General features: G+C 74.4%; 17 protein-coding genes. 5 read left to right on the top strand and 12 right to left on the bottom strand.

Annotation, left to right across the window (positions count from 1 at the left end):
* Nucleotides 1–228: 228 nt before the first annotated feature.
* The 5 genes from OO52_RS34950 to OO52_RS34930 form a co-directional block, all read right to left on the bottom strand.
* Nucleotides 229–657, bottom strand: coding sequence for an ATP-binding protein (locus OO52_RS34950; protein ID WP_030649869.1), 429 nt, complete (start codon nt 655–657; stop codon nt 229–231).
* 113 nt (nt 658–770) lie between these two features.
* Nucleotides 771–1,196 carry a (deoxy)nucleoside triphosphate pyrophosphohydrolase gene (locus tag OO52_RS34945; protein WP_030649872.1) on the bottom strand — a complete coding sequence of 142 codons (426 nt, stop codon included), beginning with the start codon at nt 1,194–1,196 and terminating at the stop codon, nt 771–773.
* 30 nt (nt 1,197–1,226) lie between these two features.
* On the bottom strand, nt 1,227–1,418 hold the full coding sequence (locus OO52_RS34940) for an SPOR domain-containing protein (RefSeq protein WP_030649874.1): 192 nt from the start codon (nt 1,416–1,418) through the stop codon (nt 1,227–1,229).
* Nucleotides 1,419–1,806: 388 nt separating this feature from the next.
* Nucleotides 1,807–2,559 carry a GntR family transcriptional regulator gene (locus tag OO52_RS34935; protein WP_030649877.1) on the bottom strand — a complete coding sequence of 251 codons (753 nt, stop codon included), beginning with the start codon at nt 2,557–2,559 and terminating at the stop codon, nt 1,807–1,809.
* A gap of 149 nt (nt 2,560–2,708) precedes the next feature.
* Nucleotides 2,709–3,779, bottom strand: a complete 1,071-nt coding sequence (locus tag OO52_RS34930; protein ID WP_037629882.1) for a DUF4190 domain-containing protein — start codon at nt 3,777–3,779, stop codon at nt 2,709–2,711.
* A gap of 235 nt (nt 3,780–4,014) precedes the next feature.
* Here OO52_RS34930 and OO52_RS34925 point away from each other — a divergent pair, with 235 nt between their 5' ends.
* The 3 genes from OO52_RS34925 (at nt 4,015) to OO52_RS51735 (ending at nt 6,034) form a co-directional block, all read left to right on the top strand.
* A complete protein-coding gene (locus tag OO52_RS34925; RefSeq protein ID WP_030649883.1) occupies nt 4,015–5,232 on the top strand; it encodes a serpin family protein in 1,218 nt (405 codons plus the stop codon).
* 137 nt (nt 5,233–5,369) lie between these two features.
* The gene (locus OO52_RS34920) at nt 5,370–5,738 is read left to right on the top strand and encodes a hypothetical protein (RefSeq protein ID WP_030649887.1); all 369 of its coding nucleotides are present in this window, start codon (nt 5,370–5,372) and stop codon (nt 5,736–5,738) included.
* Nucleotides 5,739–5,869: 131 nt separating this feature from the next.
* The gene (locus tag OO52_RS51735; RefSeq protein ID WP_167347939.1) at nt 5,870–6,034 is read left to right on the top strand and encodes a hypothetical protein; all 165 of its coding nucleotides are present in this window, start codon (nt 5,870–5,872) and stop codon (nt 6,032–6,034) included.
* Between the two features lie 51 nt (nt 6,035–6,085).
* Here OO52_RS51735 and OO52_RS34915 read toward each other — a convergent pair whose 3' ends face one another.
* On the bottom strand, nt 6,086–9,109 hold the full coding sequence (locus tag OO52_RS34915; RefSeq protein WP_283936492.1) for an AfsR/SARP family transcriptional regulator: 3,024 nt from the start codon (nt 9,107–9,109) through the stop codon (nt 6,086–6,088).
* A 638-nt stretch (nt 9,110–9,747) separates the two neighbouring features.
* Between OO52_RS34915 and OO52_RS34910 the strand changes: the two genes are divergently transcribed.
* Both OO52_RS34910 and OO52_RS34905 read left to right on the top strand, forming a co-directional pair.
* Nucleotides 9,748–11,241, top strand: coding sequence for an XRE family transcriptional regulator (locus OO52_RS34910; protein WP_030649892.1), 1,494 nt, complete (start codon nt 9,748–9,750; stop codon nt 11,239–11,241).
* Nucleotides 11,238–12,887, top strand: coding sequence for a DUF885 domain-containing protein (locus OO52_RS34905; RefSeq protein ID WP_030649895.1), 1,650 nt, complete (start codon nt 11,238–11,240; stop codon nt 12,885–12,887). Before OO52_RS34910 ends, OO52_RS34905 begins: the two co-directional genes overlap by 4 nt.
* A 54-nt stretch (nt 12,888–12,941) precedes the next feature.
* On the opposite strand, the gene OO52_RS34900 is transcribed toward OO52_RS34905, so the two are convergent.
* The 6 genes from OO52_RS34900 to OO52_RS34875 form a co-directional block, all read right to left on the bottom strand.
* Nucleotides 12,942–13,778: an isocitrate lyase/PEP mutase family protein gene (locus OO52_RS34900; protein ID WP_030649898.1), complete on the bottom strand. Its 837-nt coding sequence runs from the start codon at nt 13,776–13,778 to the stop codon at nt 12,942–12,944.
* 118 nt (nt 13,779–13,896) lie between these two features.
* Entirely contained in the window at nt 13,897–14,889 is a 993-nt protein-coding gene (locus OO52_RS34895) for an MmcQ/YjbR family DNA-binding protein (protein WP_030649899.1), read from the bottom strand.
* Nucleotides 14,890–14,912: 23 nt separating this feature from the next.
* The gene (locus OO52_RS34890; protein ID WP_030649901.1) at nt 14,913–16,211 is read right to left on the bottom strand and encodes an ATP-grasp domain-containing protein; all 1,299 of its coding nucleotides are present in this window, start codon (nt 16,209–16,211) and stop codon (nt 14,913–14,915) included.
* Between the two features lie 23 nt (nt 16,212–16,234).
* The gene (locus OO52_RS34885; RefSeq protein WP_030649904.1) at nt 16,235–17,491 is read right to left on the bottom strand and encodes an ATP-grasp domain-containing protein; all 1,257 of its coding nucleotides are present in this window, start codon (nt 17,489–17,491) and stop codon (nt 16,235–16,237) included.
* 25 nt (nt 17,492–17,516) lie between these two features.
* A complete protein-coding gene (locus OO52_RS34880) occupies nt 17,517–18,638 on the bottom strand; it encodes an NAD(P)/FAD-dependent oxidoreductase (RefSeq protein WP_030649906.1) in 1,122 nt (373 codons plus the stop codon).
* Between the two features lie 40 nt (nt 18,639–18,678).
* Nucleotides 18,679–20,307 (bottom strand): class I tRNA ligase family protein, encoded by a 1,629-nt coding sequence (locus tag OO52_RS34875; protein ID WP_030649907.1) that lies wholly within the window; start codon nt 20,305–20,307, stop codon nt 18,679–18,681.
* Nucleotide 20,308: the final 1 nt, after the last annotated feature.

Genomic DNA, 20,308 nt, shown 5'->3' with positions numbered 1-20,308 from the left:
GGGGCGGCTGCCCGCAGTATCCAGCACTACGGCGCCGCACGACACGGTGTTCACGATCACAGCTCGGTCCAGGTGCTTTTCAGACCGGTCCGTGACAACACTTCCACTCTTCTAACCAGGGAACACAGCGCCGAATCACGTATCGCGGGACCACGTACGCCCCCGGCGCGCACGATGGACGGCACGCCGTCGGCTGTACGCCCCTGTGCCCCTGCGCGTGCTGTGCCGTCACCCGGGCACCGCCAGTTCGAACCAGACCGTCTTTCCGCCCGCGCCGGGCCGGGTGCCCCAGTTGAGCGAGGAGCCGGCGACCAGCTGAAGGCCGCGTCCGCTCTCGTCCTCGGGGTGGGCGACGCGTTCGCGCGGCAGGTCGGGGAGCGGGTCGGAGACTTCCACGCGCAGCGTGCCGTCGAGCCCGGTGGGCCGGACGAGCCGTACGCCGATGGGGCCGGTGGCATGCCGCAGCGAGTTGGTGACCAGCTCGCTGACCAGCAGCGCGGCGAGGTCGGCGACGCAGTCCAGGTGCCAGCCGTGCAACTGGGAGCGGACCGCCGCGCGGGCCCTGCGCACGGCGCCCGGTTCCGCGGGAAACGTCCACTCGGCGCAGTCGCCATCGGTGTCGATCACGCCGATCACTTCCCAGGCCAGCGAGCCCACCCATGTCCGGTTTCATGGGGTTAATGGGCACATACCCGATATCCGGGTGGCAGTACCGCGCGAGACGGCGCACGGTGGCACGAGCGGGCGCGCTCCGCTCCGGGGCCGTGCGCCTACACTCCTCGCCCGATCGTGGGCGCCACCTCCCGGACCGCCGGGACGTCCTGGTCGAGCCAGTCGACCTCCCAGATGCGGTCAGGCGTCAGCCAGCGCAGCTCGTCGTGGTCCTGGAGGGGCCGGGGCAGGGGCGAGCCGGGGCGCAGGCGGACGGTCCACACGTGGAGGACGTACGGCGCCCGCAGCGGCCACTCGCCGGGCACGCGGTCGACCGGCTCGGCGTCGACGCCCAGTTCCTCGCGCAGTTCACGCACCAGCGCGTCCTCGGGCCGCTCCCCCGCCTCGACCTTGCCGCCGGGCAGCTCCCAGCGCCCGGCCAGGTCGGCGGGCGCGCTGCGGCGCGCGGCCAGCAGCCTGCCGCCGTCGAGCAGGGCGGCCCCCACCACCACGATCCGTTCCGCCTCGGGCGTCGTACGCGTCATGGAGCGGAGCCTACAAAAGCACGCGACCGGTCAGTTCTGCGTGCCGTCCCCGTTCTGGCCGATGCGCTCGACCCAGTAGAGCTGTTTGTGCCCCCGGTCATCGAGGCTGTCGGCGATCTTCTGGGCCTCCGCGCGGGTCGCGTACCGGCCGACGCGGTAGCGATTGCCGTTGTCGTCCTGCCGTATCACGATCCAGGGCAGGGACACCGTGCCCTCACTCATGGCCCCCACCGCCCGCGTTCCTTCTCGCACCGCCCCGCCTTCCCCCGGGCCCGGTCCCCCGCCGGGCCCCGTATAAGGAAACCGCAATCCGCATATGCCCGAGCGTACGCCCAACCTTCACGCTGCGAATACGGCTTTTCACAAAGAGGTACGCATCGAGCCAGAACGCCGGGGGCGCACGGGAGCGAATGCGCCGCCGGAAGTGCTGCTGCCCCGGGTCGGAGGCACTCCGAAGGCACCCCCGGCCACCTGCCAAAACGGCCGGATCGCTGCCGCTCGCGCGGCGCCGGCGGGGGCGGGACGACGCCGGTGACCGCCCGGGCGGCGCGTCGGGGTGTGCGCTACCTCACGCCGAGGGACGCGCGGACCGACCGCCCGGGCGGGGTGGTCATTTGACGGGCAGGTGGTAGGCGACCCGGTAGCGGTCGGCCGGGATGACCACGTCGGCCGTCTCGACCGGGCGGCCGGAGGCGAAGTAGGTGCGCTGGACGACGAGGACCACGTGCCCGGGGACACCGCCGAGCAGATGCAGTTCCTCGGCGAGGCCGGGGCGGGCGCCGACCTCCTCGGTGACGTTGTCCACGATGACGTCGATGGCCCGCATCCGCTCGACCACGCCCATCCCGCCGAGCGGCCCCTCCTCGGGCAGCATCACCGGGGTGCGGCCGGTGACGGCGAGGGGTTCCCAGGAGGTGGAGAGCATCATCGGCTCGCCGCCGTCCCGGAAGAGGTACTTGGTGCGCATGACCCGGTCGCCGGCTTGGATCGCGAGCCGCTCGGCGATGGCCGCGCCGGCCTCGGTCTGCTCGCTGCTGGACTCCCAGGTACCGCGCACCGAGGCGTCGGCCTGCTCCTGCCGGAACGGGGTGGCGCCGCCGGCCGGGCGGTATCCGGAGCGGGCGACCCGCCGGGGCACGGGCCGCTCGCGCACGTACGTCCCCGAGCCGGAGCGGCCCTCCACCAGCCCCTCGGCCATCAGCACCTTGCGGGCCTCCAGCGCGACCGTGTCCGAGACGCCGTACTCCTCGCGGATACGGGCCTGGGAGGGCAGACGGGTGTGGGGCGGCAGTGAACCGTCGACGATCTTCTTGCGGAGATCACCCGCGACACGCAGGTACGCCGGCTGCTCACCGAAAGTCACTGGCCGCTCCCATCAGGTTGTACAGACAGCAACAGCCTGGCAACCCTGGGTTGAGCCGTGCAAGCAAAGGCCAGAGAATCACTCGATGTGATGACAAAAGCCCGGGGAGGGCTTTACCCAGGCGCTTTCTGCCCCGTATAGGCGCGCCCTCACACCTGGATGCTCGCCTCGGATCCGTCCTCCCCCGTCGGCACGGTCGTGGTGAGCCCCAGGGCACCCCGCGCGGCGACCCCCCGGGACGGGTCGATGAGGTCGAAGCCGGCGTCGTAGTGCTCGTAGAAGGCGTCCGCGTCCCCGGCCTTCGCGGCCTTCGCCCACTCCGCGCGCGCCTTGTCCAGGTCGGCGGCGAGCGCGGCCACGGGCCCGCGGGCGCCGGCGGGCCAGTCGCGGGCGCGCAGCATCCGGGCCTGTTCGCCCAGCGCGGCCGACACCCGGCCCGCCCACGCCTTGTGCCCCGGCAGGTCGTCCTCGACGTACTCCTCGTCAGGAGCGGTGTCCAGGGCGGCGTTGAGGACGTGAGCGGCCTTCAGGTAGGCGACCTGGTCGGCGTCGAGGACGGTCTCGTCGTTGCGCAGCGACCCGGTCAGGTCCTTGCCCTCGGTGGTGTTGCCGAACACGCAGGTGATCTCGCGGTCCCCGGCGGCCCAGCTCTCCTCGGTCGGCGTCAGGTAGTACACGTCGACGTCCTGCGGGACCGCCCAGCCGTCCATCGCGTAGCCGTCCCGGAGGCTCCAGCAGCGCTCGTCGGCGGTGTCGCCGACCGCGTCGTCCCCGGGGTAGGAGCCGCCGGGGAGCGTGGCGGTCGCGAACACCTCGCCGTCGTGCGCGCCGGCGCACGAAACCTTGTCCACGTCGTACGTGTCACCGCTCAGCGCGCCCCCCGGCGTGTCGAAGCACTCGCCCTCGGCCAGCGAGAGGGTCCTGCCCCCGCGTACGCCGTCCGAGAACCCGTGCCACAGCGCCGACGCGCCGCCCGTCGCGAGCAGCAGCGCCCACAGCACGAGCCCGACCCCGGACAGCACCGCGCCGCCCACGGCCAGCCCCGTGCCGCGTTCGCCGCGCCGGCGGATCTGGCGCAGCCCGACCAGCCCCAGCACCAGCCCCACGCCGGGCAGGCAGCACAGCACCCCGAGCACCAGGGAGGCGATGGCGAGGCCGTTGACCGGCGCCGGGTGGTTGTAGGGGTGGTAGCCCTGCGACCACGGCTGGTAGGCGGGCAACCCCGGTGAGCCGCCCAGCTGTTGGGGGTACGGCGGCGGGCCGTACGGCTCCTGCGGCCGCGGCCGGGGTGGCTGGAACGGCTCTCGCGGCTGATGGGGGCCGGAAGGCGGGGGCAAGGACACCGGTACCGTGCTCCTGGATCGGGCGGCGGCGGCACAGGGGACCGGCGGCCGGCCGGCGGCTGGACATACGTACGACTGGCCGCATGGTAAGCGTGCGGGGAACGGGGGCGGAATGCGGGTGGGGACGAGCACGGTGACCGGGGAGACCGTCCGGCGTGTGAACGGGCTGACGGCCCGGTGGGCGCAGGTCCTGAGCGGCGAGGGCACGGTGTTCTCGGCGCCGGGTGTGTGGCCGCTGCTGGCCTTCCTGGCCGACGGCGCCGCGGGCCCGGCGCGTGCGGAACTGGCCGGCGCGCTGGGCGTGCCCGCCGAGCAGGCGGCCGGAGCCGCACGGGAGTTGCTGGCCGGGCTGGCGGGGGTCGCCGGTCTGGACGCGGCGCTCGGCCTGTGGACGCACCAGGGGCTGGCCCTGCGGGAGGAGTGGCGGGCGGGGCTGCCCGCCGGGACCCACGGGGTCTTCGGGGACGACCTCGTCACCGCGCAGGAGCGGCTGGACGCCTGGGCTTCCGAGCGGACCGGCGGGCTGGTCGAGCGCATGCCGGTGACGCTGACCCGGGAGGCGCGGATGGTGCTGGCCACCGCCCTCGCGCTGCGCACGGACTGGCGGCAGCCGTTCACGGAGCTGCCGCTGCGGCCCGGCTCCGGCCCCTGGCAGGGCCGTACCCTGCGCGGCCTGCACCGGCGCAGCGTGCGGCCGGACCGGGTGGGGGTGACGGGTACGCCGGACGGTTTCGTCACCGCGCTGACGGTGCCCGGGGACAACGGCGTCGACGTCCATCTGGTGCTGGGCGAGGAGAGGATGACGCCGGGTCAGGTGCTGGCGGCCGGGGTGGGGGTCGTGGAGCGCGGCCTGTCGCTGACCGGGGGTGGCGCGCTGCCGCACGGGCATGTCGGCCCCGGCCTGCACGTGGAGCAGCAGCCCGCCACCGCGCCGCAGCCGACGACGCTGGACGTGACGACGGTGGCGTACGAGGTACGGGCCGACCACGATCTGCTCGCCGCACCGGGCCTGTTCGGCCTCACCGCGGCGACAGACACCGAGGCCGGTCACTTCCCGGGCGTGAGCCCCTACCCGTTGGCCGTCGGAGAGGCCCGCCAGTCGGCCGTGGCCCAGTTCGGGGCGCTCGGCTTCCGGGCGGCGGCGGTGACGGCGGTCATGCCGGCGCCGGCCGGCGGGGTCCCGCAGTACCGCTACGAGACGACGGTCGTCCGCGTCACCTTCGACCGTCCCTTCGCCTTCCTCGCCACCGACCGCGAGTCCCGCCTGGTGCTGGCGGCGGGCTGGGTGACGGAACCGGCGCCGTACCCGGTCCCGTCCCCTGCTCGGTGAGGCGGCTCGGCCGAGGTACCACGCGGGTCGCCCCGGTTCCGGGAGGGAACGGGACCCGGACGGGAACGCGGCGGGAGGTGAACAGGGCCGGGTGCCGGAATCGTGACCGGGACACACGTCTGCAGAAGGAGGATGCCGTGAAGCGTCCGGAGCACAGCCCGGCCGACGAGTCGGTCCTGCACCGCATCAACCAGGAACTCGCCCGCGTCGGCAGCCTGGGGCCCCGGGGAACGAGGGCACTTCCGGAGGACACCGAGTTCCTGATCACCACGGTCACCGAGAGCGGCATGCACCAGGTCGTCGCGGTGGATGCCCGGCGGCGCGGCAGTTCGGAGCCGTCGCGGGCCACCCCGGACGAACAGGTGGAACTCCGGTCGGTGGTGCGGGCCCTGCTGGACATGGCCGGACACAGCTCGGGGACGGTCCGCACATCGGTGGTCCTGCGCGCGGAGGGCCCGCGGGTCGTGGCGTGCACCGGGCTGGTCCCCGCCCCGCCGAAACCGTAGCCGGGCGGGCGGGCGGACGAGCCGTTCCCGTGGAGTCACGGGTCCCGGTATCGCGGGGGGAACGCTCCGGGAACGGCCCCCAGCAGCATCGGTGATGTCGAGAACGGGACATCACGAGGGGGAAGAAGACGATGCGCAACAAGCTGGCGGGTCTGTTCGGGACGGTCGCGATGGCGCTGGCGTTCGGGCTGGGGGCGGTGGCCCAGCAGAACGCCGCGGCCGACCGGCCCGCCGGGCACCATGTGACGGCCGAGAACCAGGGCCCGACCGTCATCACCGCGTCCTCCGCCGGCTGACCACCGCCTGCCGTCCGGGACGGCCCGGTGCGGGAGCCGCGCCACGGCTCCTCAGCGGCTCCGGCCGATCTCGGGTACGCCCATCGTGTCGAAGAGCCCGGCGGCGGCCCCGGCGTGCTGCCGGGCCGTCGCGTGGTCGCCGAGCGCCTCGCAGGCCCGGGCCAGACCGGCCAGGGCGTGGGCCTCCTCGATCCGGTAGCCGATGCTCGAAGCGGTCTTCAGAGCGCTCGTGTGCAGCTGGAGCGCCCCGGCGGGATCGCCCTGCCGGGTGCACAGCCGGCCGAGTATGTTCTCGGTCTTCACCTGCCGGATCGGCACCACGCTCGACCGGACGAGTTCCAGGGCGTGGTCCGCGAGGCGCGCGGCGTCGGCCGTGTCGCCCAGGCGGTGCTGGACGTCGGCCGACAGGGCGAGCAGCACGCCGACGTTGCCGGGGTCGTGGGTCTGGTCGCTGATGCGGCGGGCTCGTTCCAGGCACTGCTGGGCGTCGGTGTACTCCTTGAGGCCCAGCAGTGCGAGGGCGAGGTCGGTGACGGACACGATCTCGTTCTCGCGGTTGCCGAGTCGCCGGTCGAGTTCGACGGCCCGCCGTGCCGCCTGCACCGCCTCCGGGTACCGGCCCCACTGCTCGTACAGGGTGCTGAGAATGGTCAGGCTCTCGGACTCCGAGCGGGCGTTCCCCAGCTCCCGGCCGAGGTCGACGGCCCGGACCAGGTGCGGCAGGGCCTGGTCGAAGCGGCCGAGCACGCTGTTGAGCAGGCCGAGGGTGGACTCGGAGTGGGCTTCGGTGTCCCGGTCGCCCAGCTCGGTGGCCACCTCCAGGGCTTCCCGGGCCACTTCGACGCCCTCCTCGAAGCGGCCCAGCTTCCAGCAGGCGACGCCCAGGTTCGACAGGCTCACGGCGAGCAGTACCAGATCGCCGAGCCGGCGGGCGACATCGACCGCGCTGCGGCTCAGGTCGCGGAACTCGCTGATGTGACCGCGGGCGTTGAGGTAGAAGACCACGTCGCGGGTCAGCCACACCGCGTGGCGGTCGTGGCCGAGCGTCCGGGCCAGTGCGACGGCGCCGCTGAGCGCGGTGTGTTCCCGCGTGAACCAGGTCAGGGCCCGGTGGGCGTCGCCCAGGTCCGGCAGCTCCGCCCCGGTGGCCGGCAGACCGGTCGTACGGCGGCGCCGCCCGGGGAAGAGGACGTCGCAGGCCTGCTCGGTGGCCGTGAGGTAGTAGTCGAGCAGCCGCCCGACCGCGGCGTGGTCCTCCTGTTCCGTGGCCTGCCCGCGCAGGCTGAGCGCGAAGCTGCGTACGAGGTCGTGGAAGGCGTACAGGCCCACGTCCGGCTGCTGGAGCAGGTGGACGTCGAGCATGTGCTCGAGGATGTCCTCGGCGTCACGGGTGTCCGTGCCCAGGAGGGTCGCGGCCGAGTGGACGTCGATGTCGGAGCCGGGGTGCAGCGCCAGCAGCCGGAAGGCGACGCGGGATTCCGCCGTCATCGTCTGGTACGACAGGCGCAGGGTGGCCGCCACGCTCCGCTCGCCCAGGCTCAGTTCGTCGAGCCGGCGCGTCTCGTCGCACAGGCGGTCCACCAGGTAACCGACCGTCCAGCGCGGTCGGTTGCGCAGCCGGGCGGTGGCGATCCTGAGAGCGAGCGGCAGGTGGCCGCAGAGCCGGGCCAGCTCGGCCGACGCCTCGGGTTCCGCCGCGACCCGCTCGGCGCCGAGGGTCTTCGACACCAGCAGCACGCTGTCGTCGCTGGACATGACGTCGAGTGAGGTCCAGTGCGCCCCGTCGAGGTCCAGCAGCCGGCTGCGGCTCGTCACCAGTACCAGGCAGCCCGGGGACGGGGGCATGAGGAGGCGGACCTCGGCCGCGTCGACCGCGTTGTCGAGCAGCAGGAGCAGCCGCCGGCCCATCAGCGCGGCCCGCCAGGCGGCGGTTCGGCCCTCCAGGTCGTCGGGGATCTGGTCGCCGGGGATGCCGAGCGCGCGCAGCAGGGTGGCGAGCGCTGCCGCCGAGGTCACCGGCTGCTCACCCGGGGTGTAGCCGCGCAGGTTGATGTACAGCTGGCCATCGGGGTACGCGTCGGCCAGTCGGTGCGCGACGCGGACGGCCAGAGCCGTCTTGCCGCAGCCGCCCATGCCGTCGACGGCGACGATCCCGGGAGCGCAGGTGACGGACCGCTGTGCGCAGTCGAGCAGCTCGCGCTGTTCACGGTCGCGGCCGGAGAAGTCGGCCAGGTCGTAGGGCAGGGTGCACGGTGCCTGGGCCGGCACCGGTGCCGCCGGTGCGGGGGACGGGAGTGGCACCGGGGCGGCCAGCTCGGGGCTCTCCCGCAGGATCCCCTCGTAGACGTGGGTGAGTTGCTGGCTCGGATCGATGCCCAGCTCCTCCACCAGCAGGTCCCGGACCCGGCCGTACTCCTCCAGTGCCTCCGCCTGCCGGCTGGAGCGGTACAGGGCGAGCATGAGCTGGCGGCGCAGGTTCTCCCGCAGCGGGTACCGCGCTGTCAGGTCGCGCAGGTCGGCGACGAGTTCGGCGGCCTGGCCGAGGCCCAAGCACAGCTCGAAGAGCTGCTCCGCGGCGGCGAGGCGGCGCTCGTCCAGCGCGGCGGCGGCCGCGGCGATCACCGGGCCGGCGACGTCGGAGAGGACGGGTCCGCGCCACAGCTCCAGGGCCGTCCGCAGTGCCTCGGCCGCTCGGGCCGGGTCGGCCTGTTCGGCCGCGGCCCTGGCCCGGCGGACCTGGGCGGTGAACTCGGTCAGGTCGAGCTGGTCCTCAAGGACGGTGACGCGGTAGCCGGGGCCGTCGGTGAGGACGACCTGGCTTCCGCCGGGTATGCGGCGGCGCAGGTCGGCCACCGCCTTGCGGACCTGGTGGGACGCGGTGGCCGGGGGTTCCTCCTCCCACGCCGCCTCCACGAGCCGGGAGACGGGAACGAGTCTGCCCGGCTCGAGCAGCAGGGTGGCGAGCACCCGCTCCTGGACCAGTCCGCCGAGTCGCAGCCGGGTCTCCCCCGCCCAGACCTCCAGCGGCCCCAGAACGTTGAAACGCAGCCTGTCTTCGGCATGTTGTCCCAGCAAGCCACTCCCCCTTGACTTCGTCCTCCCGGGCCGGCTCGGCCGGCCGGGGAACCGCAACCGGGCGCGCGGCCTCCGGCAGCGCCGGAACGCGCTCGCGGAGGGCACCGCCGGGGCACTGGCGGACTCCGCCCGACCGGTCCTCCGGCGGACCGGTCGGCACAGAGGACGGGCCGTGCGCCGTCCTCGCTCGATGCCGGCGGGTACCGGCCCGGCTCCGCGCCCGACAGGCGCCGCGCACCGGCAGGACTCGTCGGGACCCGGCAACCGCACCGCCCACGGCGTTCGTCACGCCGTTTCGCACACGCTCGGCCGCCATCGGCTCCCCACCCCCCGTGCCCCCGGTTCACCCGGCGGCCCCCAAACCCACGGAAGCATAGCGCCTGGCGGCGCGAAGACCCCGTGTCGTGCGGCGGCCGTCCGGCCGGGCCGTCGCGGCGGCCGGACCCGCCCCGGCCCGGGGGTGGAGCGTGACCGCGGACCCGGCGGCCGGCCCGCCCGATCGGCTTCGGGACCGGCAGGTACCGCTCGGGGAAGGGATCGGGAACGGCCGGCCGGACCCTGCCTGGGCAGGCAGGAAGGGCGTAGGCCCGCGGCGAACCCGTGGCACACCGCCCCCGACCATCGCAAGGAGCATGAGCGTGGGCAGACCGGAGAAACCGCTGGCGCAGGACGCCGGACCGGCCACCGCCTTCGCCCTGGAGCTGCGCCGGCTCCGGGCCGCGGCGGGCTCCCCCAGTTACCGGGAGCTGGCGAGGCGCGCGCTGTTCTCGGCCTCGGTGCTCTCGGACGCCGCGGCCGGTCACCGGTTGCCCACCCTCCAGGTGGCCCTCGCTTTCGCCGAGGCGTGCGGCGGGGACCGGGCGGTCTGGGAGCAGCGCTGGCGTGCGGCGGCGGGCCGCGCGGGCGACGGGTCCGGGCCGGCCGTCAAGCCGGCGCAGCAGGCGCCGGAGCCGCGGCTGCGGGCCGCCGCGGTACGGGCACTGCTGCCCGTACCGGCCCAGCTCCCGATGGAAGCGCGTCCGCTGGCCGGCCGGGCCCGGGAGCTGGGTGAGGCACGTGTGCTGACGGCGCCGGGTACCGGGCCCGTCCCGCCGCTGGTCATCCATGGACAGACCGGGGTGGGCAAGTCCGCGCTGGCGCTGCGGCTGGCGCACGAGCTGGCCGCGGACCTGCCGGACGGGCAGGTGTACGTCGGCCTCGGCGCGGCCGCCGACGGGCGCAAGGACGCGCCGGGCATCGCGGGCGGGATGCTGCGGTCCCTCGGCATCGCGCCCGAACTCATCCCGGACGATCCCGCGCAGCGCATCGGGCTGTACCGCTCGGTGCTGTACGAGCGGCGCCTGCTGGTCGTGCTCGACGGCGCGCTCCAGGAACGCCAGGTGCGCGACCTGCTCGTGGCCACGCCCCACAGCAGGGTCGTGGTCACCGCGCGGTCCCGGCTGCTCGGCCTGGACGGGGTACGGCGGCTGGCGCTGCCCGTCCTCGGCCGGGACGAGTCGATGGCACTGCTCGCGGGGATCCTCGGCGCGCAACGGCTGGCCGGCGCCCCGCGGGCCGGTCTGCTGCTCGCTGAGGCGTGCGGCGACCTGCCGCTCGCCCTCACCCTCGCCGGCCGGCGGCTGGCCGCGCGCCCGGAGGCCTTCCTCGCCGAGGCGGTCGCCGAACTCCTCGGCGCCGACGGGCTGTCCTGCCGACTGCGGGCGGGTGACGAGAGCCTCACCGAACGCTACGAGGACGCCTACCGCCGCCTCACGCCCCGGGCCCGGCTCCTGCTGCGCGCGTTCGCGGCGACGAGGGCGACTCCTTCCGTGGACGGGGTGACCCGGATGTCGGCCCACGCCCTCGCACGCTCACCGGAGCCGTCGCAGGCGTCAAAGGAGCCGGTGGAGCACAGGGAGCCGGTGGAGCCGGTGGAGGACGTCCTCGAAGCCGTGGTCGACAGCGGACTGCTGGAGCGCACCGACGTACCCGGGCAGTACGGACTGCCGCCGTTGGTGCGGCAGTTCGCGCTGACCCGGGCGGCTCCGGCGGCGGACGGCCCGGAGCCCGCGTGGCACCGGCCGCGCGGCGATCACCCCGCGCCGGAAACGGCAGGACCCTTCCCAGCCAGGAAACAGGAGACCTCAGCATGACCACAGCCACGCCCGTCGCCGGCCTCGCCGAGGAGGCCGTCGGCCTGATCGCCGCCGAGGACCCGCTGGACGACGCGCTCGAAGGGTGCCCGGAGACGCTCGGACGGCTCGCCGACCCGTCGCGGCAGGCGCAGGAGGACCTGGCCGGTCAGGCGGCGCGGCTCGCCGCGCGGGCCGCCCGCGCACCGGTCGCGGACGCCGCCGAGGAGGTGACCCGGGCCGTGGTGGTGCAGCAGGCGCGGGCGGTCGCCGACCGGCTGGGGGCACGGCTGATCGAGCACACCGTCGCCGACTACCAGAACTCCCCCCTCGGCCGTCTGCTCGGCTCCCTGCCCGCGGTGCGTCCGGCGGACGAGGAACAGGAACGCGGTCATCTGGAACGGCTCGCGGCGGTGCCCGAGTACCTGGCGGAGGCGGCCGAGCGGCACCGCGAGGGCGTGCGGGCGGGACGGCTGCCCGTCGCCGAACGGGTCCGCACGGCGATGGCCCGGCTCGACGCCTACCTCGCCGACCCCGCCGGGGATCCGCTGCGCGCGGTGCCCCTGCGCACACGTCACCACGCCGAACGGGACCGGCTGGTCGACGAGCGGGTGCGCCCGGCCTTCGCCGCCTACCGCGAAGCGCTGCGCACGGATCTCGCCGCGCGGGGGCGGTCCCCGGAGCGCCCGGGACTGTGCCACCTGCCCGACGGGGAGGAGCACTACGCCACCCTGGCCCGCGTCCACACCACCACCGGCCGCTCGCCCAAGGAGCTGCACGACACCGGGGTGGAGCTGCTCGCCCACATCGAGCGGGAGTACGTGCCCGCCGGAGCACAGGCCTTCGGCGGTACGCCGACCTCCGGCGAGGTGCGGGAGCGGCTGCGCACGGACACCCGGCTGCGGTGGAGCGGCGCGCGGGAGATGCTCGCGGCCGCCCGTACGGCGATCGCCCGGGCCGAGCTGGCCGCTCCCCGGCGCTTCGGGCGGCTGCCCGCCCTGCCCTGCGCGCTGGAGGGCACCCAGGCGCCGGGCGCGCCCCTGGCCTGGTACATGCCGGCCGCGCTGGACGGTTCGCGGCCGGGAACGTACCACGCCAACACCGAGCGGGCGACGGAGCGTTCGCGGGTGCTCGCCGAGGCCACCGCCTTCCACGAGGCCGTGCCCGGCCACCACGTCCAGCTCTCCCTCGCCCAGGAGCTGACCGGGCTGCCACGGCTGCGCCGGATCGCCTGGATCAACGCCTACATCGAGGGCTGGGGGCTGTACGCGGAGCGGCTCGCCGACGAGATGGGGCTGTACTCGGGCCCGTTGGCCCGGCTGGGGATGCTGGCGATGGACTCGCTGCGGGCCGCCCGGCTGGTCGTCGACACCGGGCTGCACCACTTCGGCTGGACCCGCGACCAGGCGGTGGCGTACTTGCGGGAGCACACGGTCCTGTCCGAGGTGGAGATCCAGAACGAGACCGACCGCTACATCGAGTGGCCGGGTCAGGCTCTGTCGTACATGACCGGCCGGCTGGAGATCCAGCGGTTGCGCACGCGTGCGGCCCGGGAGCTGGGGCCGGCCTTCGACATCCGCGCCTTCCACGACCTGGTGCTCGGCGGCGGCGCGCTGCCGCTCGACGTGCTGGACCAGGTCGTCGCGCGCTGGACACGCAGGGGCTGAGCGGCCGCGCGCGGGAGGGGGCCGGTGCGGCCGGCACCGGCCCCCTCGCCGTGCTCAGCCGCTGAAGAGGCCGTTCATCTGGAAGAAGTCCAGCGAGTCGGCCAGTTCCTCGTAGCTGCCGGAGCCGAGGAGTTCCAGGGTGGCGCGGCGGGCCGCCGTGTACGCGGCCTGGGCGACCGCGGTGCCGACGCTGACCCGGCGCACCCCGGCCTTGGCCAGCTCGGCCACGCCGGGTCCGCCGGGACCGGCCATGGCGTTCACCGGCAGCGGGGAGCGGCCGGTCAGCTCGCCGAGGACGGCCAGGTCCAGCAGGCCGGGTACGAAGATGCCGTCCGCCCCCGCCCGCTCGTAGGCGGCGGCCCGGGTCAGCACGTCCTCCAGGCGGCCGGACTCCTCGCCGACACCGAACAGGTACACGTCCGTACGGGCGTTGATCACCAGCTCGGGCAGCCCGGCCGCGGTCGCGGCGGCGCGCGCCGCCGCGATGCGCTCCGCCTGCTCCTCGGGCGTGAACAACGGGCCGCCGGGGGCCTTGGAGTCCTCCAGGTTGATGCCCACCGCTCCGGCGGCGACCACCGCCGTGACCGTCTTCGCGACCTCGTCCGGGGCCGCGCCGTAGCCGCCCTCGATGTCCACGGTCACCGGGACGTCGACCACGGCGGCGATACGCGCGGCGGCCGCGAGCATCTCGTCCCGGTCGGCCTGCTCGCCGTCACCCTTGCCGAGGGACCAGGCGGCACCACCGCTGGTCGTGGCGATCGCCTGGGCGCCGGCGGCGGCCATCACGGCGGCGCTGCCCGCGTCCCAGGCGTTGGGCAGCACGAGGACGGACTCGGAGCCGAGCGCGCGCAGCCGCTGTGCCTTGTCCTTGGTGCTCTGGTCAACTGTCATGGCTTTTGGTGCCTTTCGTGGTCGGCACGGCTCTGTGCCGCGGTTCGGTGACGATCGCGACGGATCGTTGCACGGGGGTTCGTAACAGGGGCGGTATTCGGACGACTCGGGCGTGCGGTCAGCCGGCCGTGCGGCGGGTGATGGTCACGTACAGGTGTTCGTCGAGGACCTTGGGAAGGGTGACGGCGGGCCGGCCGAGGTCGGCGACGAGCGCGTCGGCGCTCAGTCCGCTCTCGGCGAGGACGGCCCGGGCCCAGGCCCTGCCGGTGCGCAGGTGGCGGGCGAAGGCGGCGCCGTCCCGGGCCCCGTACAGCTCGCCGGCGATGGCCGCGTCCCACGGCATGACGGTGTGCGGGCGCAGCGCGTAGAGCGCCTTCGCGGCGGCCGTCGGGCCGAGGGACCGGGGCCGCGGAGGGAACCTGACCGGAAGCCGCGCGAGTTCCCCGTACGCGGTGGCCACGGTGTCGATCTCGGGGTCGGTCAGTCCGGCGAGCGGTGTGTCGGGGAGGGGGTGCCTGTCCGTCCAGGCGGCCAGGCCCTCCCCGAGCGGGTACGGTTCGTCCTCCCTCGGGTAAGGGAGCCTGCACCCCCAGGAGTTGAGCCAGCGGTGCAGGGCCGTGCGACGGTCCGGGTCGCCGAGGTCGAGGGCGGGAGCGGCCGGCCCGCGCAGCTCCAGCCAGCTACGGTCGACGCCCGGATAGGCGGCGAACACCTGTGCCGACAGGCGCAGTTCGGCCATCGTCGGGGCCGGGCGCGGGGGTGGCCCGGGGTCGGGTCCGAGGTGGGCGCGGGCCACCTTCGCGGGGACGCACATGCGCCACGCGTCGGTGACCAGTTCGGTCAGCTCGGGGAGGTCCAGCGCGGCGAGCGCCGCCTGGGCCCAGTTGTAGCGCAGGTCGGAGGTCCGGGGCAGCGAGAACTTCTCCGGTTCCGAGGCCACCAGGGCCGCGCGCTCCTCCTTGGGGAACGCGAAGCCCAGCGTGGTCTCGTCACGGGACAGCGCGAGGTAGACGATCCGGCCGACGCGGAACTTCACCCGGTCCCGGATCAGGTGCTCCTCCGTGCGCGGCAACGCGACCGCCAGGCGCCGCACGTCCTCGACGGTGGCCATGTCCCTTCCTCCTGTCGTGGAGCCTACGCCGGCCGGTCCTGCGCGGCTCGGTCCTGCGCGGGCAGGTCCTGGGCCGGGCGGACCTTGATCTGGATCGTGTCCAGGGCCCGCCGGGCGGCGGCGACCGCCTCGGCCCCGGTCCGCGCCTCGGTGACGACCGAGCCGACACGGTCCCAGGAACTGCGCAGCTCCCGCACCTCGGCACCCGGCTCCACGGTCACCGAGCACGCCTGGACGCCGGGCAGCGCGCGCGCCTCGTCGACGCCCGAGACGTCCTCCACCACGCCGGCCCCGGTGTGCAGGAAGCGGATGGCGGCGGCACCGGGGGCCTTCTCCGGCAGCGGAGCGGTCAGCGGTTCGCCCTTCATGAGGGTCCAGAAGGCGCGGACGAGGTCGACGCGGTACGCGCGGTCCATCAGGTCGACGATGCCGTCGCCGGGGAAGCGGCCGGCGCACTCCACCAGGTAGGGGCGGCCGTTCTCGACGATCCACTCGCAGTGCGCGATCCCCGTGCCGAACCCGACGGCCCTCAGCAGGCGCTCGGTCTCCGCGCGCAGCAGCGCGTCCAGTTCGCCGGGGATGTCGGCGGGCACCAGATGGCCCAGCTCCACCGGCCGGCCGCCGGGGTAGAGCTCCTTGCCGGTGACGTTGCCGAACACCACACGCCCGCGCTCCACGAGCAGTTCCACGCTGTACTCGCGGCCCTGGACGCACCGCTCGACGAGCATGCGGAGCTCGAACCCGCGGTCGGGGACCATCACCCCCTCGTCCATGGCGGTGGTCTCCGCCCAGGCCTCGTCGATCTCGTCGGGGGAGGCGAGGATGCGGGTGCCGAGGGCGGCCTGGCGGTTGGCCGGCTTCAGGACGGCCGGCCCGGGGTGCTCCGCCATGAACGCGCGGACCCCGTCGGGACCGGTGACCTCCACGGACTCCGGATTGAGGATGCCGGCGGCCCGGCTGACCCTGCGCAGCACGGCCTTGTCCCGCAGGATCCGCAGCGCCCCGTAGCCGCCGGTGGGCACCCCGTACCGCTCGGCGAGGCGGGCCGCGAAGGGGGTGGCGTACTCCTGGAGCGGGGCGATCGCGACCGGGTCGAGGTCGGGGTGGGCGTTGTAGAAGGCGTCGGCCGCGCCTTCGAGCTGGTACTCCCAGGCGATCAGCTCCCGTACCACCGGCGCCTCTTCGGCCTTCGGTCCGAGCTCGCGCTTGCGGATCACGTCGGGTTCGTCGACGACGATCACGGAGCCCTCGGGCTGGAACTGCGCGAGCGAGGTCACCGCCACGGGCACGAAGCCCACCATGACGACAGGGCGTTCGGTCATGTCTGTACTCCTTGGTGGGTGGATCAGGCGTCCGGGTCGGTCAGGTCGGCGCGGACCTGGGCGGCGAGTTCCTCGGCCGTGCACATGGCGTCCTCGAACGACGTGCCCGTCACACCGAGGAAGCCGAGGATGCTGTTGCCCGCGGGCGGGCGGCGCACCAGGTCGCCGGGCTTCGCGGTGAGTTTGAGGAAGAACACGTCGTCCCGGTCGGCCAGGCCGTCGGGGACGTGCACGTGCGCCACGCGGCCGGAGGCCGGGGGCAGCAGGCACATGGCCGCCGTGTGGACCCCGGTCGGCCGGTAGTGGCCGGCCTGCGGGCGGACACCGCGGGCCACGTCGGCGACGGCGGCGATCGGATCGTGGCCGGCGGAGATGCGGGCCATGTGGTCCAGGCCGCCGCCGCCCGGGCGTACGGCGATCTCCACCAGGTGCGGGCGGCCCTCGTGGAAGCGGACCTCGGCGTGCATGACGCTGCGCCGCAGCCCCTGGGCGCGGGCGCCCGCGGTGACGACCTCGTGCACGGCCTCGACCTGGGCCGGGGTGAGCGCGGTCGGGGCGTGGTGGACGTCGTCGTCGAAGGTGTCGCCCTCGGCGGTGACCCGGTCGACGATGGAGCCGAGGTACACCTCGTCGTCCCAGGCGAGGGCCTCGACGAGGAACTCGTCGCCGTCGAGGAAGGACTCCACCAGCAGCCCGTGCGGACCCAGGTCCAGCCCGTCGGCCTCCATCGCGTACCAGGACAGCTCGGTCAGGCCCTGGGCGGCCTGGGCGTAGCGCTCCCGCAGTTCGGCGGCGTCGTCGGCCCGGAAGACGTAGTGGGAGGCGGCCCCCAGGGTCGGCTTGACGATCACGGGGTAGCCGAATGCCTCCCCGGCGGCGAGCGCCTCGGCCTCGGTGGTGACGAAGCGGAAGTGCGGGTGGGCGGCGCCTCCCCGCTCGTGGGCCTGGCGCATCAGCAGCTTGTTCCGGCTGGCACGCGCGGCCTCCACGCCGATGCCGGGCAGGCCGAGGGCCTCGGCCACGGCCGCGACCGCGAGCACCCCCGACTCCGAGAAGGTGAACACGCCCTCGAAGCGTTCCTCGGCGTGCCACTCCTTGGCCGCCGCGATCAGGGCCTCGATGGACCGTGAGCCGGCGACGCGGTAGCGGTCGGCGGGCCAGAAGTCCTCGGTGCCCTCGCCGTTGAGGACGTACAGGTCCGCGCCGAGGCCGACGACCTGCTCGTAGCGGGAGACGTAGTAGGTGGCGTTCTGCCGGGCTTCGAGCGCCAGGAGTCTCATGGCGGTTCCTCTCGGGTGGAAGGGATCAGGGCCTGGCGTCGAGGGGGTCGGCGTCCAGGGCCGCCAGGCCCGTTCGGTCGGGGACGCGGCCGAGGACCCGGTCGGCGAGGGTGCGGGCGACCAGCGGCGCGAACTTGAAGGACGAGCCGCCGCACGCCGCGTACCCGTGGGCCGAGCCGCCGAGGGAGACCACGAGGGGGCCACCGGTCTCGGCGTGCGACAGGTAGTAGCAGTCCTTGCTGCCGAGCACCCAGGCCGGTCCGAAGCCCGGCAGCAGGTCGCCGAACTCGGCCGTCAGCTCCTGTAGCCACCGCTCGGGCGTGACGTTGTCGGTGAGGTCGTCCACCTGGCGGCAGACGGCGGCCGAGCTGAGCTTGAGCGCCGTACCGGCCACCGGTGGGATCAGCCAGGCACCGCGCCGGGTGCCCAGGGCGGGCACGGCCGGGGTGGCGGCCCAGGCCTCGGCCGCCGCGCTGGGCACCCGGCAGTACAGCAACGACTGCCGGTACAGGACGAGCGACTTCGCCACCCGCTCGGGCAGCAGACGGCGCGCCCACGGGCCCACGGCGACCACCACACCGTCGCCGTCCAGCACCTGCCCGTCGGCGAGTGCGACCTGTCCGCGCTCCCCGTCCACCGCGACCGCCGGCCGGTGTTCGAGCAGGCTGACGCCCGGCTGCCACTTCAGCCAGCCGACACAGGCGGAGAGCACCCGTTCGGCGAGCAGCACTCCCGCGTCGTCCTCCAGGACCGCGCCGGCGGCACCGCCGAGGGAGAGCTGCGGGTAGCGGTCGGCGAGCGCGCCCGCCGTGAGCGTCCGCGCGCGCCCGCCGGCGTCGGCCAGCAGCACCGTGCCCGCGTCCGCCGCCGCGGGCGGGAGCACGGTGAGCGCGCCGACCCGCTCGTAGAAGCGGCTGGCGAACAGCTCCTCCAGTTCCAGCCAGCGGCGGTGGGCGCGCAGCGCGGCCGCGGTGGCGGGCGGATCGTCCGGGTGCAGGGCCCGGATGATCCGGTGCTGGTCGAAAGAGGTGGCCCGGCTGTACGGGATGGGCCCCTGGTCGACGACCGTGACCCGGTGTCCGTCCAGGGCGCATTCCACGGCGGTCAGCAGGGCGATCACCCCGCCGCCGACGACGGTGACACGCATCGGGCACCTCCCTTCTTCGGCTCGGTCGTGCGGCGGTTGCTCAGCTCTCGGCGGTGGTGCGGCCGAGCGCCGGGACGGTGAACGGCGTGGTCGTCCGCTCCTCGGGCGCGACGGCGAACGTGCCGTCGAAGCCGCCCTCCGCCCGCGCCCGTTCGGCGAGGTCGATGAGGATCGGCGAGGCCGCGGCGATCAGGGTGCGCACCTCCGCGAAGAGATCCCCCAGTTCGGCGGCGGACGCGGTGCGGTCGGCCAGGGCCGGCCCCGCCGACAGGGCCTCGGCCCGGTCCAGGAGCCGCTCGGTGTGCAGCGGGATCAGGTCGGCGGTGCGGCTGAGGCTGTAGCCGGTGAGCCGGTAGCCGGACTCGAACCGCTCGGCCATCGCCGCCCGGCGCGCGTTCGCCTCCGGCGACACCGGCAGTTCCTGGCCCTCCAGGCCGAGTTCGGCGACGGCCTTGCCGAGCAGGGCGCCCAGCCGGTTCCACGGGCCGACCAGCCGCTCACCGGTGATCTTCTCCAGGGCGGCCCGGGAGAAGTTGGTGCGGGCGTGCTCCGGGGCGGTGAGCGCCAGGTGGAAGCGGACGAGGTCGCGGGGGACCTCGCGCACCAGGTCACGCGTCCACACCACGTGGCCCTTGCTGGTGGAGAACTTCTCGTTCTCCAGCTCGTAGAACTCGTTGCTGACGATCGCGTCCGGGACGACGTAGCGGCCCTCGTGGGCGAGCAGCAGCGACAGGTGGGTCAGGCCCCAGAAGTAGGCGTTGTCGAAGCCGAGGAAGTAGACCAGCCGGACGCCGTTCCCGGCCAGCCACAGCTCGTCGTCGGTCGCGGGCCGCTCGCCGTGCGCGCGCTGGGCCACGGCCGTGCAGTACATCGAGGCCGGCATGCCCTCGGCCCAGGCGTTGACGACCTGGCCCGGCGTCTGCGGGAACGGGGCCGGGATCCCCCACCCCGTGGGATAGGTGATGGGGAAGTCCGGCAGCGGGCGGGCCAGCAGTTCGCGCATCAGCTGCACGATGTGCGGGCGCCAGGTGGACTCCTTGGCCCGGTGGTAGGCGGTGAGCTGCTCCCGGTACTCCTCCAGGGGCAGGACCAGGATCTCGGTCTCCCGGTAGGTCACCTCGGCCGTGGGGTCGACGGTGGAGCGCGGGTCGGTCAGCTCGGTGAAGTTGTTGGGGTGCCCGCAGCTCTCGCACAGGCCGCCCCGGCTGACCGCCAGGCACACCGGGCAGCCGCCGCTGACCAGGCCCTCCATCAGGAACTCGCCGGTCGCCTCGACGTACGGCAGCTTCACCGTGCGCAGCCGGAACCTGCCGGCGTCGTGCAGCCGGGTGAGGAAGTCCACCACCATCGCGCGGTAGCCGTCGTCGAAGGGGGCGAACCCGTCGACGGAGATGCCCATCAGGCCGAGCGTCTCCCTGATCTCCCGCCAGCTCTTCGCGGCCAGGGCGTCGGGGGTGGTGCCCAGCTTGGCGGCGCTGGAGACGACGTACGTCTGGCTGTCGTCCGTGCCCGTCGTGTAGAGCACCGGCTGCCCGGTGGCCCGCAGGTAGCGGGCGTGCACGTCGGCGGCCATGTACGGGCCCGCGATGTGACCGACGTGCAGGTCGCCGTTGGGGGTGGGGGGCGGGCCGATGACGACCGTGCGCCGCTGTCCCGTCTGCTGGTCCATG

This window comes from Streptomyces flaveolus (assembly GCF_000716535.1).
Classification (GTDB): Bacteria; Actinomycetota; Actinomycetes; order Streptomycetales; family Streptomycetaceae; genus Streptomyces; species Streptomyces flaveolus_A.
This window is presented reverse-complemented; position numbering and strand designations above follow the sequence as displayed.